Here is a 15,386-nt window from a genome sequence, read left to right on the forward strand (position 1 = left end):
TTACACACCGAAATGGATTTTAATGCACTGTAGCCCTTGGCTAGCAGCACCTTTCATTAAATTGTCTATCGCGCTGGCGACCACTAAATAACCGCTGTTAGCATCATATTTCCACCCTAGATGACAGTTAGGCGTATGCACGACATCATCGACTTTAGGAAACATGTTGTGCTTAACGGTAACAATGGGTGAGCTGTCATAAACGCTATACGCTTTTTCAATATCGGCTTCTGTTGTACCTGGTTTTAGCTGCACCGTAATAGTGGCTAAAATACCGCGTTTAAAGTTGCCTAAATGCGGTGTAAAAATAACTTCTTGGCCCAGATGAGTAGCAATTTCTGGTTGATGACGATGACCTAAGACACCGTATGGCGTTAGGCTGACTTCGCAGAAATTAGTGTGTAATTGCGCTTTACGGCCCGCTCCGGTAACACCACTGACCGCATTAATAACTGGGTACATCTCCGTTAAAAAAGGCTTAAGCGGCTTTAACGCGGTTAATGATGCTGTAGGGTAACAACCCGCTACGGCTATCATTCTGGTGTGCTTGATTTTTTCAGCATTCCACTCAGCTAAACCGTAAACCGCTTCAGCTAGCACGTCTGGATGAGTGTGTTCAAAGCCGTACCACTTAGGGTATTGCGCCACATCTGCAAAACGGTAAGCGCCACTTAAGTCAAATACCGCTAAACCTTTTTTATAAAACCATGCTGCTAACTCTAAGCTCACTGAATGTTCAGTCGCGAGGACCACGCCATCGGCTTGGTCTACAATTTGTTGTTTTGCTTCATCTGTCAGTGGAGAAAGCGTATAAGCCATATGACTGTATGTAGGGTACAAGTCGGCTAATTTACGGCCTTTGTCTAAACTGTTTTCCGACACATATAAGCCTTGAACCGAAAGGTTACTGTCGGCATTAATCAATGAAGTAATTTGTGCGCCTGTGTATCCACTAGCGCCAATAATTGCGATGCTTTTCATAAGTTTGATTTCTTTTGAGTAGTGAGATAAAGAGTCAGCATAGCTTATTTAGACAGGGAGCGTCTAATTTGGGGTTATCGTCGCAGGAAGTTCGCGTTGATTATTGATATAGTGGTTTTAGCAGTATGAAAGCGCATGTTTATTTTCATTTCTATCGTTCTATTTATGGTGTCGGTTAATGCTGTTTGCTAGACTACCACGAAATATTAATTATGCAATATATGTGAATAAGTATTTTACATATAATTTTTTAGGATAACCCATGACCACACTACCAGATCTTAAAAGTTGTTTTACACAGCTGATTGCAGCGCCGTCAGTCAGTGCACTCGAAGCTGAACATGATATGAGTAACCATGCAGTTATCAACTTGTTGCAAAATTGGTTTAGTGAGCTGGGTTTTGACTGTGAAACCCCCACGGTTGAAGATTCGCGCAATAAGCAAAATTTAATCGCTCGTATTGGCCAAGGAAAAGGTGGATTATTACTTGCTGGTCACACCGATACTGTACCCTTTGATGAAGGCCGTTGGAGCCAAAGTCCATTTGAGATGATTGAAAAAGACAATCGTTGGTACGGTTTAGGTACTTGCGACATGAAAGGCTTTTTTGCTTTAGTGCTTGAAGCGCTAAAAGACATGCCACTTGATCAATTCAAACGCCCACTGACTATTTTTGCCAGCGCAGATGAAGAAACCACCATGAGTGGTGCTAAAACCTTTGCCGACTCTAAGGCTGTGGCCCCCGATTATGCAGTAATTGGTGAACCCACCAGCTTAAAGCCTGTCTATATGCATAAGGGGCATTTAGCGCAAGGGATCCGCGTGATTGGTCGTAGTGGCCATTCATCTGATCCCGCACGTGGTCTAAATGCCATTGAAGTGATGCATAAAGTGATTAGCCAGTTAATGAAGCTAAAGCAGCATTTAAGTGAAAACTATCGTGAAGATGCATTTACGGTACCTTATCCAACCATGAACTTTGGCCATATACATGGTGGCGATGCGGCTAACCGTATTTGCGGTTGTTGTGATTTGCACTTAGATATTCGTCCGTTACCGGGTATGGAGTTAGCCGATCTCGAATTAATGGTGTTGAACTACTTAGCAGACATTAGTAAAGAGTATCCAGGCAGTATTAGTGTCAGTACTTTGTACCCGGGCGCAGAATCGTTTGCAGGAAAGGCAGATAATCCGTGGACCAAGTTAGTCGCTGAATTATCAGGAAGTGAAGCCGAAGTGGTTAACTATTCGACTGAAGCACCTTATATCAACAAGCTCGGCTGCCAAACATTAGTACTGGGCCCAGGAAGCATCAATCAAGCCCACCAGCCTGACGAATATATTGGCTTAGAATACTTAACGCCAACGGTCGAGCTGATTAAGAAAATGATTTATCACGCTTGCATTAAATAGCCGTCAAATTTTGGTTAAATGTGAAAGCAAAATGTAATAATTTTACGAAATAAAATTACAAAACACAGTGCCAGCGTATTGACCAATTTTACTACGCTGGGTATTGTGATGTGAGAGATATTGGCAAAATCGTTCTTTTTTCGGGAGTAAGTATGACAGAGCAAACGGCAGATATGTATGCGTCACTTCGATCAAATGTGGGGCATTTAGGCCAGATATTGGGCGAAACAATGCAGAACCATTTAGGCGACGCATTTTTAGAAAAAGTAGAACAAATTCGTATTTTAGCGAAAAAATCTCGCCAGGGTGACGAAGCATCACGCGATCAAATGTTGGCATTATTAACCGCATTACCAGACGAAGAACTGGTGCCTTTTGCAAAAGCCTTCAACCAATTTTTAAACCTCGCCAATATCGCAGAACAATTTCACACTATTAGCCGCAATTGCGACGAATTGGTGTGCGTGCCAGATCCAGTAGAACAACTACTTGGACGTATGCTTGATACAGACTTAGATAAAAAAGATGTGATTGCGTGCTTAAAAAACTTAGACATTGATTTAGTGTTAACGGCGCATCCCACTGAAATTTCTCGTCGCACACTGATTCAAAAATATGCCGCGGTGGTCGATTGCTTAACCGAGCAAGAAAACAACCAACTGACCGATCGTGAGCGTCAACAAAGCACCCTTCGACTACGTCAGCTTATTGCGCAAATTTGGCATACCAATGAAATCCGTAATGAACGACCAACTCCGGTTGATGAAGCGCGTTGGGGTCTAAGCACTATCGAAACGTCTTTATGGCAAGCCATTCCTGACTTTTTACGCCAGCTAAACGATCAAGTAGAACAAAAAACCGGTCAACAATTACCGATTGATGTTTCTCCTGTGCGCTTTTCAAGCTGGATGGGTGGCGATCGCGACGGTAACCCGTTTGTGACGTCAACAGTGACTCAAGAAGTGCTAGACCGTAACCGCCATGCTGCTGCAAGACTGTACCTAAAAGACATTGTTACTCTGCTTGGCGAATTGTCTATGGAGCAGGCCAATGAAGAGTTATCCGCATTAACAGATCACAGTAAAGAACCGTACCGTGAAGTGCTGCGTAAGCTACGTTGCCAATTACGCAACACCATTGATTACCTCAATGCCCGCCTTGAAGGTAAGCATCCAGATGCCGACATCAGCGAGTTAATATGGCATAAAGACGACTTACAAAAACCGTTAGAACTGCTTTATAAAAGCTTAAGCGATTGTGGCATGAAGCTAATCGCTAATGGCCTGTTATTAGATATTTTACGTCGCCTAGCCTGTTTTGGTATTCACATGTTGCGCCTAGATATCCGTCAAGATGCATCACGTCACAGCGATGTGATTGCAGAATTGACTCGTTACTTAGGCATGGGTGATTACAACCATTGGGATGAAAACGAGAAACAAGCGTTTTTATTACGCGAGCTAACCGGTAAACGTCCGTTAATTCCAGCTAACTGGAAACCATCTGACGATGTAGCTGAAGTGGTCAGAACTTGTAACTTAGTCGCCAAACAACCCGCGAATGCATTGGGATCGTATGTTATCTCAATGGCGAGTAAACCTTCTGATGTGCTCACCGTATTGTTGCTATTAAAAGAAGCGGGCTGCACGAATCCAATGCGCGTAGTACCGTTATTTGAAACCTTAGCTGACCTTGAAGGCGCTGCGGCATGTATGACCTCGTTACTGAATATTGATTGGTACCGCGGTTACACCAAAGGCATGCAAGAGGTGATGATTGGCTATTCTGACTCAGCTAAAGATGCCGGCGTAATGGCAGCAGCTTGGGCGCAGTACCGTGCTCAAGAGCAATTAGTTGCTGTGTGTAAAAAAGCCGAAGTGAAATTGATGCTGTTCCATGGTCGCGGAGGCTCAATTGGCCGTGGCGGTGGACCAGCTCATAAAGCAATTTTATCGCAACCACCAGGTTCAGTAGATGGCCGCATCCGCGTCACAGAACAAGGCGAGATGATCCGTTTTAAATTTGGTTTACCAAAATTAGCCGTACAAAGCTTAGCGCTTTATACCTCTGCAGTAATGGAAGCGACATTACTACCACCGCCTGAGCCTAAAAAAGCATGGCGTGATTGTATGCAACGTATTGCTGAAGAATCAGTACAACATTACCGTGGCATTGTACGCGAAGAGCCAGATTTTGTGCCTTACTTCCGCGCAGCAACTCCAGAAGTAGAACTGGGCAAACTGCCATTAGGCAGTCGTCCAGCTAAACGTAAAGTCGACGGTGGTATTGAAAGCTTACGTGCTATTCCGTGGATTTTTGCCTGGTCGCAAAACCGTTTAATGTTACCGGCTTGGCTTGGAGCGGGTGAAGCATTACAAGATGCGGCAGATCGTGGTGAACTTGAATTGCTACGTGAAATGGAAGCGCAATGGCCGTTTTTTGAAACGCGTATTTCAATGCTAGAAATGGTGTATACCAAAGCGGAGCCAAATCTAGCCAAATACTATGAGTCGTGCTTAGTAAAACCTGAGCTGCACCATTTAGGTGAAAAACTACGTCAACGCCTACAGTTGGGTATTGATGCAGTATTGTCATTAACTCAAACAACCGAGCTAATGTCGCATACCCCTTGGAATCGCGAATCTGTTAAACTGCGCAACCCGTATATCGACCCACTCAACTTTTTACAAACCGAGCTATTAGCCCGCACACGTAGAGAAGTTGAACCGTCTGCAGATGTTCAGCTAGCGCTTATGCTGACCATTGCCGGCGTTGCAGCAGGAATGAGAAACACTGGATGATAACCTTGGTTAAAACCCTTGGACTTGGATTGTTATTGTTACTGACTGGCTGTGCCAGTCAGTACAGTATCACCGAGTCTGAAATTGAGCAGTACCTTAATAAAGACATGCATTTTGAGGTAAAACAGGGCAATAAGTTAATTGGTGTATCACTTAAGCTAAATGATATGCAGGTTGTGCTAGGCGCTAAGCCAAATACGATGGCAGTAACAGCAGCGACCATGATCACCGTTAACAACCCACTGATGCCGATCCATGCAAAATTGAAAACCACGTTTGAGGCCGTACCTTGGTACGACAGTGAAACGAAAAGTATTTATCTGCGCCAGTTAGACTTAGTTAAAGTAGAGTCTGAACCTGCAGATATTGAACGTTACATCAGTCAGGCAACACCACAACTAATGGGATTTTTACGCAATTATCTTGAAAACCAGCCTGTGTACACCTTAGACACTCGCGACAGTAATCAAGCGTTAATGGCTAAAATGACCAAAGAAATTGCCGTACAACAGGGCAAACTAGTGGTGAAGTTTTAAGGTTATTTCCGCAGTAACAGAAAGCACCTCTCGAGGTGCTTTTTTGTGGCTGCTTTTAAACTCTAAAAATTCTGAGCTGGTTCTATCACCAAAATACTATTTTGCTGTGGGTTTTCAGATTGCTCATACAAATCCCACACTAGCTTATAATCAAGTTCTAACTCAGTAACATAAAATCCATCGACCGGATAAGTTTTCACGACTCTAGCCCCCTTAATTAAACCAGAAACCAAAATTTGAGTGTCACTATTGCTCATTGCCCAGTCATGAACCGCTGTGTTTGATTTTAACTGCAAACCATAGACCTGCTCAGTGAGCTCACGATAAGCCAAAATTTTTGACGACTCCATCGCCATTAATAGTTGTTCACTACGACGCTCAGCTGGTTGACGGTCAATTGGAGCATACCCGACAGCTGTCAGCACCGGGTAAACGCTAGGACGATAGTGATTAGAACTGCTTTGGAATAAGCTACAGCCGCCTAGCAGTAGGCAGCCAGCTATGAGTAATATTCTCATGTATAAATCGCTCTATAGACGCGTAAATTAGGAATGGCATCACCAACCATCGGCGATGTGGTGCTTGAGTTATTGTGTATCGGTAATGTCATCAGTTTCAGACGATAATAATCCCGTATCGGCGACTAAATCTTTGGATGTGTAACCGGTGAAATAATCCATACCTAGCTCAAGAGCCGCCGCACCGACTCCGATATAGCCAGAGTACAACATGCCGCCTAACAATTTGGATGCTGGGCTAATCTCTGTATCTGTGGATATTTGATAGATGTCAGACAAAATAGGGATATGGTTTAATATATTTATCGAATCGAATAAGTCATTGCCATCCAGACCCTCTTCACCAAATGAAAACGAATACACATCATCAAGAGTGCTTGAAGATTCTTCGGTAACAGCTAGCTCATCATGTGTAATGCCCACTGTTGATTGTAATGGATTACCCGATTTAATCATTGTCGATACAGAAGAAACGGCCGAAGACACTGAACTCGACAAAGCAGTACTGTTAATCATACTCGCTTGTAACGAAGACAATAACTCTTGCTGCATTTGTGAGACTAAGTCATCAGATACGGCTAACGACAATAAATTTTCATTTCCTAAACCTGTTTGTTGCAACAGCTGGTCTTGAAGCTTTTCAACAGAAATTACTTCCATATTTGACAAGTTAGTTAAGGATGAATCAATAGCCCCAGAACCCGATGACAGTGAGTTAAGTAATGCGCCAAAAGTACTTTGACCAAGGCCATTTTCTGCAATAGCATCTTGTTGATCGGTAATGCCCTTCACAGTACTTGCTGCTGTTGTAGCTGCGGTGACAGCTGTATCTAACGAGTTTATTAAGGACACAATCAATTCCCAATTAAAGCTAATAGTTGTTGATATTTATTGGTTAAATATCCTTCGAAATAAAAGCGGTGTTAATCGCAGCTAATAGATTATCGCCATGTATTTTATAGCTACAATGATGAATCATCACTCTCTGTACAAAATTTAAATAGATAAAATTATTTATATTACGCACAAACAAACTTTAAAAACCCTAGTGTACGGTAAAACTTTTACTTCAAATTTATTTAAAAACACAATTTTAAATACAAATACAATAACAGGAGATTTTTAAAAGACTGAATACTCACATTACTACGAAAAAATTAAGTGTGACTCATATCTAAACAAATAAAATCCGTATCTAAAAAATATAACGTCAAACTAATTCCTAGTTAGAACATACAGATACAAATACATAATAAATCAATACAAAGTAAATATAAGTAAATGTAAGTAAACACAAGTAAAAGGAGGTAAACATCAAGAATAAAGCACTTTTCGCATAAAAAATAGCATAAAATTATGGTTAACATAAAATCACCGATAACTTTGCGAATAATAAAATGAATAAACCATTGTCATTCACCTTAGCATTTATAACGTTTATGCCCGCTTGTTCAACAACCGAAGTTACGGAAATAAAAAGCCCCACAAAAGAAAATACTACCATTAGCGTTATTGAAGACAGTGAAGAAATAATTAAGGGTGACCCTCGTTATCGTCCGGTTAGAAATAATAATATTCAACAGGCACCACAAGTCACTGGCTCCATATTTAATCCTAATAATATCTATAGTATTTATCAAAACAATAATCGTTATGAAGTCGGCGACATGATAATGATTAAACTGAATGAAGAAATGACCTCTAAAAAGTCGATAAGCTATCAAAGGGATAACAGCAACGAATTTACTTTGTCGCCATCGATTACCGCAGGTAGCATTAATATTAATAGCGATAACCTCGATGCTGACTACAGCCAAGAAAAAAGCTTTGATAGTTCAGCAGAAAGTAATCAAAATAACTACTTATCAGGCACAATTACGGTCTCAGTAAGAGAAAAACTCCCCAATGGCAATTTGATTGTTGCAGGTGAAAAATGGCTTAAGCTTAATAAAGGTGATGAATATGTCAGATTTTCTGGTGAAATAAGAGTCACTGACGTTGCTTCCGACCACTCCATTGACTCAAACATGGTTGGCAATGCTATCATTGAGGTCAGTGCGAAAGGCGACCAGCAAGACAACCAAGACCCTTCACTTATCAGTAAATTACTTAATATTTTCGGCTAACTAATGATCAAGCTATTGTTTGTTTTCGGGTTATTATTTATGCCATTTATGGCACAAGCTCAATGGTATGTTGGCCAAGCATCAATGGCCATAAATGACAATGATTACAATGAAGTACGTAAAAAAGTCATTAAACAAGCAATAGAAAATGCTTCATTGCAGGCCAATAGTGTCGTTAAAATAGAATCCACGGTTACCGATGGGATTTTAAGCCAAAGCTCAAGCAGCATTCAGTCTGAGCATCAAATCAGTGAGATAAAAATCCTTAATGAATCACTGAAAAACGACATCTTAACCATTAATGTCAAAGTGAATCTAAAATCGAGCCTAAATTGCACTAGAGATCGCTACCTTAAGCAACTTATTGTTGCTCAATTTCCACTATTAACCCCAGCGCAAGCTACTACAGGGGATGTATTTAGCCTGCCTTTTCATGTTGTATCTCGCTTTAAAAACGAGTTAACTAATCAACCTAACGTATTTGTCGAAGCACTGATCCCAGAAATGGTCTTTAAACCTGAAGTAGACATGGATACGGTTGATTTAAAAGCGGTAAAAAGCATTTCTCACTCACTTAACAGCCAATATCAAAGTCAGTATTTGGTCTTTGGTTATATACGTGACATTGGTCTATTTAATGAAACTAAATCAGGGCTACTAAGTAAAACCACGACACCGAAGCGCAACTTTACGATAAAAGTGTTTATGTACGACCGGATCAGTGACAGTATTTTAGTTGAAAACGAGTACCACGGTGAGGACGACTGGAGCTTTGACTCTTTTAGTCGAGTTGATTTAGCCAATAGCTTATTTTGGCGCAGTGATTATGGCAAAACCATTATTGATACATTGTTTAACGCAGCAAAAGATATTAACGAAACGTTAAGCTGTGAAGCCACAAAGGCAACAGTAATCAATAAAGACGATCAATATATTACGATTAATATTGGCACCCTACATGGAGTGAATAGAGGTGATTTATTTCAATATATCAAACTAAACAGTATTGCATTAAACCACACAGTGCTCTCTACTTTGATGCCGCCAACCGAACCCACTATCTTAAAAGTAATTCAAGTCAGTAACAAGATAAGCTTGCTACAAGTGCCTTTTGATGCTGATCCTAATGGCATGAAACAGCATCAAATCGATCTATATGATGTAGTGACAACCGTACCGCAAGAGCAGTAACCATTTAACATATTCATATCCGTGAGCAACGGAATGCTCAAACGGTATTTATCTCAAGTATCAGAAAACTGAGCATTTCCTAATCAATCAGAACCACGTACAATAACCTGGCAATATTGGAATGCTTAGTAATCATGGGATAAATGATGCCGTTAGTGGATGACGTAGCCAAATTAAAAGCGCAGTTAGCAGAGCTAGTCTCGCAACAAGATGCACAACGGGCCTATGTAAATCAGCAATTAGCTAAATTCAGCCAGCAACTTGATGCTTTAGCTGTGCAAGTACAAGCGCAAAATAGCGATGACCAACAAAATAGCTTGGCTAGCGAAAACCTACCTATTTCAGTACATAAGAACCAAGCAAGTAATACGAGCGATAGTCTCGTTACTGATATACCTCAATACTCTTCTTCCGCTTGGGAACATCAGCCGTTAGACACTAATCATTCAGCGTCAGCGCCATTCATAACAGCGCAACAAACCTCGATAGTCACCAAGTCACCAGCCAGACAAAGTGCGCTAAGTGCTATGGTCTCTCAATTAGCTGAAGCTATTGGAGAGTTCAGCGCATCAGCACTTGCACCATTGTCTGGGTTAACCGAACAAGCAAAAAGCTTTTATCAACATTACCAAGCTAAAGGTTTAGGTCCTGTATTCTTGATGACCGTTGCCGGCATCATTACGCTAACTCTTGGGTTTGGTTACTTATTGCAGTTTTCAATTAACAACTGGTTTTCAGAGCTGGGGAAAGCGTTATTAGGTTTAGGTGTCGCAAATAGCATTATTGTCGGCGGTATATTCATTCGACAAAAAAGGCCGGGCATGCAAGATTTTGGCTCCGGTCTGGTCGGCCTTGGACTTATTCTTAACTACTTGTGTTTGTATTTCTTAGGGCCCTATTTTAACCTCATCCCCGATGTTGCCTGCTTTGGTCTGCTGTTACTCAACACCGTTTTTGGTTATGGTTTATCATTTAAACTCGACACCAAAGTGGTGGCCATTGTCGCCTTACTTGGTGGTTCACTTGCGCCATTGATGTTACTTGATGGCGGTCAAACACCATTACTGTACCTACCTTATTTAATGCTTATCGGCATCTGTTCAATGGTACAAAGCCACAAATTAGCTTGGCCGATACTCATTGAAATCACTGCATTACTGCATATAGCTTGTATACAAATACTCGGCTTATTCATTCAATTACCGTTGGCTGCCATTGATTGGCAAACCGGCTTAGCATTATTGATGGTCAATGGACTATTTTATCTCTACAGCATTGCCAGCTTATTATTTATCATCAAATCGACGTTAACACCAAGGTTGCTAGCAGTGCCTATCGCACTCATGGTTTTTACTCTCTACACCCTAACCCAGTGGAGTGTGTTTGCTGGAGAGATATTTGCGCTTAATGCATTGCTGTGCGGGTTGTTATATTGGCTAATTAAACGCGATAAAGAGATTAGCGCCCTAGCTTTAGCTTTTGCCGGCAGCTTTGCGGGATTTGCCGCACTGTTTTTACTCAGCGTAGAGTTGATGGGATTAGTGCTGTTACTAGAGGGATTATTGTTACTGTGGACTGGCTGTAAACAACTGTTTAGCCCTATTAGAGCAGAAGCTTATGTCTTACTGGTACTTGGCATCATCAGCAGTTTTGCGAACGTATTTGAAGTACTCAGCCTGCAGCACTATAACAACGATAGTTTATTGGGGTATCAAAGGTTATTAAGCTTATCGATGGCACTAACCTGTGCAATGACTTTTGCCGCACAGAAGCTTCTTAGCCGCTATCAAGCTGATTTAATGACATTTGAACACCTAGCGGTACGGTTTATCCGCGAGTTACTGGGAGTGCTCTATACGGTTACATTATTACTCATTAGCTTCTTTATTACTGAGCAATATTGGCTTAATACATTGCCATTAATCAGCTTATTATTACTGTACATGAGTGCTAAACACACCCTACGCTTTAGCGAAATGTTAGCTTGGTTAGTGCAACTACCGCTATTAGGATTAGTGATTATTGGCATGGTCGATGCCAATAGCCTGAGTTTTGCAGACCAAGCGATGAACGCTAAGTTAGCCCGTATTGAGCTCTTTATTGGACTATTACTCGCGTATTATTGGTACAAAAAATATTACGCCGATGCCAAGTTAATTCGCTTTGCTTACTACGTTCAGTTGGCCTGTTATTTAGCTTTACCGTTACTGCTATTGCCTAAAATTGTGCGCAGTTACCCAGACTATATTGCTATCGCATTATGGGTAAGCAGTCTCATGAGCTTAGGATTGGCATACGTCGTTAATCACAAAAGCCTTCGCTATGAGTCGCAAATACTCACGGTATTAGCAACCATGATCACTGCAGCAATGTGCATAGCAGAACTGTGGCAAGGGCTAATCGCATTGGTGATTGGTTTATCATTTATTGGATTTATCAGCTGGCGTTATACTCTGCTCCCTAAGAAGTGGCAGCAAATGACCACGCTTCAATGGCATATTGCGCCATATTATATTGCCTTAGTAATAGCTGTACTGAGTCAAACTGTTACCAATCTACTCTATCCATCATGGGCAATCACAGCGCTAATTATTTGCGGCTATTTCAGTGTCATTACCGAGAGAAACACTCGTATAGGTCAACATCTAAAGTCGGCCTTAGCACCTAGTTATAGCCTGGCATACGCGGCAATCTTTATCTGTGCTATTTTACCTATTGCGCTTCACAGTGAAACACAGCTGACGTTAAATATTAATAACTTACTGATTAATTTAGCAGAGCTTGGAGTGCTAGCTTTATTAGCTCGATATTTACTAACAGCGAGATTAGGTATTAGAGCGCACAGAAAAATAGTCACTCATACCGCACTAAAATGGGCTTGGCATACTTTATTAGTATTAAGTTATTTATTCTGGAGCTACCAATTCGATACCAGCGTAGCAGCGCCAATGAGTGCTGTGCTATTAGTCGTACATGCCAGTGCAGTGATGTTTATCAGCTTACGACCTCAACAAGCAAGCCTAGTCAGGCTCGCGGCATTACTATTTGCTTTTGCTTGTATCAAAGTGATTTTTGTCGATATGGCGTCATTTGAGTTAATTCAAAAAATCGTCGCATTTATTCTGATTGGGGTGATTTTGTTGACAGTGGCTTACTTTTATCAAAAAGCGAAAAACAATCAATTGCCTGAAGACCTTACAGCCTAGTCATTAAATCTAGCTTGCTTATCACAGTGATAAGCAAGCTAGCATAAACTTACTTGGCGAACCGAGGTATTGACGGATAATCAACAATTACAGCTTCTTCAAGTAATGCACGACGAAGCATATCGTAAGCTATTGCCGTACTCATACTTCTGACAAGCTGGCGTGATCGTTTTGGTAACTTGACCATTTGGCTGTATACCCCGTGTTTAGTTGCTAATGCGATGGCAACGGTTCCAACAGGTTTGTCATCAGATCCTCCCTCAGGACCCGCTATACCGCTAGTGGCTAATGCAAAATCACTGTCTAAAATGCCCCGTACACCTTGCGCCATTGCTTCAACAGTCTGAATAGATACTGCACCATGATCGTCAAGTATTTGTGGATTAACGCCCAGCACCTTCACTTTAGACTCATTACTGTAAGTCACTAAGCCATGATGCAAGTACGATGAACTTCCCGCAAAGTCGATCAATTGACTGGTGATCATGCCACCAGTACAAGATTCTGCCACACTAAGGCTAAAACCGGACTGGTATAATCGATGATGGATCTCTGCTGCTAATGTTGGGCGATTTTCAGCAACGACTGCACACCCTAATAAAGCTTTAACCTGCTTTGTTACATCAGGTAACTGACGAATAGCGTTATCACCACGCGCAAATATCTTGATTTCAATGTGTGGCATTGAAGAACGATAACCTAATTCAATTCCAGCAGGTAAAGAGATTTCAGAAAGAGTATCCGCTAAAGATGACTCACCATGGCCAATAGTGAGTAACTTTTCTAATGCTGACTTTTCTTGAACACCAAACTCTTCAGTAATAAATGGAATAAACTGTTCGGTGATCATGTGCTTTAATTCAAAAGGAACACCTGGTGTAAAGAATAACCATGCATTATTCAATTTTACTCTAAAGCCGCATGCTGTGCCGACAGGATTATCGACCATCACAGCAGAAGCCGGTAACCAAGCTTGCTTTAAGTTGCTCTTAGCCATAACCCGATTATTACGGGTAAACCAATCTTCTAAATGCTCACGCCATTGTACATTCTCGACAAGATCTTCACCTTTAGCTTTCGCCATGGCTAGCGCAGACATATCATCACTAGTCGGCCCTAAGCCACCATTAACAATAATGACATCTGCATGCTTACTGCGCTCTTGGAATGCAGCGACGAGGTCATCCATCCGATCACCTACCGTCACACGATGCTGCATCTCAATGCCTAACTCCATCAAGGTATTCGCAACCCAAGCTGCATTGGTATCCACTATCTGACCAGATAGCACTTCTTCACCTGTGCAAATCATTTCTAACTTCATCGTTATTCCTTATCCCATGCAATTGGCACTTAAGTTAGGGGAGCAATATGCTATTGGCAAGAAAATAGATCGAAATAATAGGAAATTTGCTAATAAGTAGCTGAATGAATTACAACAACTCAACAGTAATATCTCAAAACGGCTAAATTGGAAAGTTTTGTTAATGACCTATATGCGAGTTATAAGCGATAAATGTGTATTTTGAATCAACCAACTAAAAGCTGGATAAACCCTGAAATGGAAAAAGTGAAGCGATTGATTGCGAATAAAACATATATGCAATTAGCTACGGTGAGCAAAGCGGCTATCAAATGAGTATTTAAAACATACAACAAAATCAAATCGTACATTTGACATGAAACGCACATTTTATTTCTTGAGAGCCAAGAACATAGGATAAACAATCATCATGACAGCAACATTGCTAACAGAACATCATTAAGCGCTGATTATTGTTGTGTTTACAGGGAAATAGCATAAATTCCAAATACAAAAAAGCCTCGTCGTTAGATGAGGCTTCGATGTCATTAGCGGAGCGGACACTGATTTGTGGTAAAAATGAACCCACGACATCAGTTTAACAAGCCGCCTAAAACTTATAGAAATAATAACTTCGCAATAAATAGGGTGAATACCAATCAATCTCGGGGATTTCAGCCTCGTGAACATTGCGTCCTAGCTGAGCTATCGCTCCAACTTCAGTGTTCGCTTTAAATTTTACATACAAAAAAGCCTCGTCGTTAGACGAGGCTTCGATGTAATTGGCGGAGCGGACGGGACTCGAACCCGCGACCCCCGGCGTGACAGGCCGGTATTCTAACCAACTGAACTACCGCTCCTTTAGCAAATTGCTTACGCAGGATGCTAAATGCTTTTAAGTCACTAGTGTGTCATCACTAGGAGACTTGCTCATTCGAGCCTCTCTTTTCAGAGAAATTAGGCGCCTGGAAATGACCTACTCTCGCATGGGGAGACCCCACACTACCATCGGCGATACTGTGTTTCACTTCTGAGTTCGGAATGGGATCAGGTGGTACCACAGCTCTATGGTTTCCAGACAAATTTTGGTTATCTAACGCATTAATCTTGATGCATTAAATAATAATTCGGAAAGCTGATTGCTTATTTCTGAGTTTGAGTTCTCGCACTGCTTAAGCGCTCTATTCTAATACTAAGTCGTATCAGTAAAACCCATCTGGGTTGTATGGTTAAGCCTCACGGGTCATTAGTACAAGTTAGCTCAACGCCTCACAACGCTTACACACCTTGCCTATCAACGTAGTAGTCTC

Annotated in this window: 10 protein-coding genes, 1 tRNA gene and 2 rRNA genes; 6 read left to right on the top strand and 7 right to left on the bottom strand. The window is 41.4% G+C overall.

The window, feature by feature from the left end; translation table 11 throughout:
* Nucleotides 1-981: an N-acetyl-gamma-glutamyl-phosphate reductase gene (gene argC / locus AC19MV_RS18855; protein ID WP_498299707.1), complete on the bottom strand. Its 981-nt coding sequence runs from the start codon at nucleotides 979-981 to the stop codon at nucleotides 1-3.
* Between the two features lie 262 nt (nucleotides 982-1,243).
* Between argC and argE the strand changes: the two genes are divergently transcribed.
* The 3 genes from argE (at nucleotide 1,244) to AC19MV_RS18870 (ending at nucleotide 5,732) form a co-directional block, all read left to right on the top strand.
* Complete coding sequence (gene argE / locus AC19MV_RS18860) at nucleotides 1,244-2,395, top strand: acetylornithine deacetylase (protein WP_498309475.1); 1,152 nt, start codon at nucleotides 1,244-1,246, stop codon at nucleotides 2,393-2,395.
* Nucleotides 2,396-2,547: 152 nt separating this feature from the next.
* Nucleotides 2,548-5,196, top strand: a complete 2,649-nt coding sequence (ppc, locus tag AC19MV_RS18865) for a phosphoenolpyruvate carboxylase (protein WP_498299705.1) — start codon at nucleotides 2,548-2,550, stop codon at nucleotides 5,194-5,196.
* Nucleotides 5,193-5,732, top strand: coding sequence for a YceB family lipoprotein (locus tag AC19MV_RS18870; RefSeq protein WP_498309476.1), 540 nt, complete (start codon nucleotides 5,193-5,195; stop codon nucleotides 5,730-5,732). Before ppc ends, AC19MV_RS18870 begins: the two co-directional genes overlap by 4 nt.
* Nucleotides 5,733-5,794: 62 nt before the next feature.
* Here AC19MV_RS18870 and AC19MV_RS18875 read toward each other — a convergent pair whose 3' ends face one another.
* Together AC19MV_RS18875 and AC19MV_RS18880 are read right to left on the bottom strand one after the other, a co-directional pair.
* Complete coding sequence (locus AC19MV_RS18875) at nucleotides 5,795-6,250, bottom strand: LPP20 family lipoprotein (RefSeq protein WP_432403639.1); 456 nt, start codon at nucleotides 6,248-6,250, stop codon at nucleotides 5,795-5,797.
* A gap of 69 nt (nucleotides 6,251-6,319) precedes the next feature.
* Nucleotides 6,320-7,102: a hypothetical protein gene (locus AC19MV_RS18880; protein ID WP_498309478.1), complete on the bottom strand. Its 783-nt coding sequence runs from the start codon at nucleotides 7,100-7,102 to the stop codon at nucleotides 6,320-6,322.
* A 545-nt stretch (nucleotides 7,103-7,647) separates the two neighbouring features.
* Between AC19MV_RS18880 and AC19MV_RS18885 the strand changes: the two genes are divergently transcribed.
* From AC19MV_RS18885 to AC19MV_RS18895, 3 genes are all read left to right on the top strand, one after another.
* Complete coding sequence (locus tag AC19MV_RS18885) at nucleotides 7,648-8,376, top strand: flagellar basal body L-ring protein FlgH (protein ID WP_432403635.1); 729 nt, start codon at nucleotides 7,648-7,650, stop codon at nucleotides 8,374-8,376.
* 3 nt (nucleotides 8,377-8,379) lie between these two features.
* On the top strand, nucleotides 8,380-9,567 hold the full coding sequence (locus AC19MV_RS18890; RefSeq protein ID WP_498309480.1) for a flagellar assembly protein T N-terminal domain-containing protein: 1,188 nt from the start codon (nucleotides 8,380-8,382) through the stop codon (nucleotides 9,565-9,567).
* 146 nt (nucleotides 9,568-9,713) lie between these two features.
* On the top strand, nucleotides 9,714-12,773 hold the full coding sequence (locus AC19MV_RS18895; RefSeq protein ID WP_498309490.1) for a DUF2339 domain-containing protein: 3,060 nt from the start codon (nucleotides 9,714-9,716) through the stop codon (nucleotides 12,771-12,773).
* A gap of 49 nt (nucleotides 12,774-12,822) precedes the next feature.
* Here the strand turns inward: AC19MV_RS18895 and AC19MV_RS18900 are convergent, their stop codons facing one another.
* The 4 genes from AC19MV_RS18900 to AC19MV_RS18915 all read right to left on the bottom strand — a co-directional run.
* Nucleotides 12,823-14,097: a CinA family nicotinamide mononucleotide deamidase-related protein gene (locus AC19MV_RS18900; protein ID WP_498309482.1), complete on the bottom strand. Its 1,275-nt coding sequence runs from the start codon at nucleotides 14,095-14,097 to the stop codon at nucleotides 12,823-12,825.
* Between the two features lie 762 nt (nucleotides 14,098-14,859).
* Nucleotides 14,860-14,936 (bottom strand) — tRNA-Asp (locus tag AC19MV_RS18905).
* A 103-nt stretch (nucleotides 14,937-15,039) separates the two neighbouring features.
* Nucleotides 15,040-15,155 (bottom strand): 5S ribosomal RNA (gene rrf / locus AC19MV_RS18910).
* Between the two features lie 146 nt (nucleotides 15,156-15,301).
* Nucleotides 15,302-15,386, bottom strand: a 23S ribosomal RNA gene (locus AC19MV_RS18915); the annotation flags it as partial.

This window comes from Shewanella sp. MF05913, assembly GCF_059758095.1.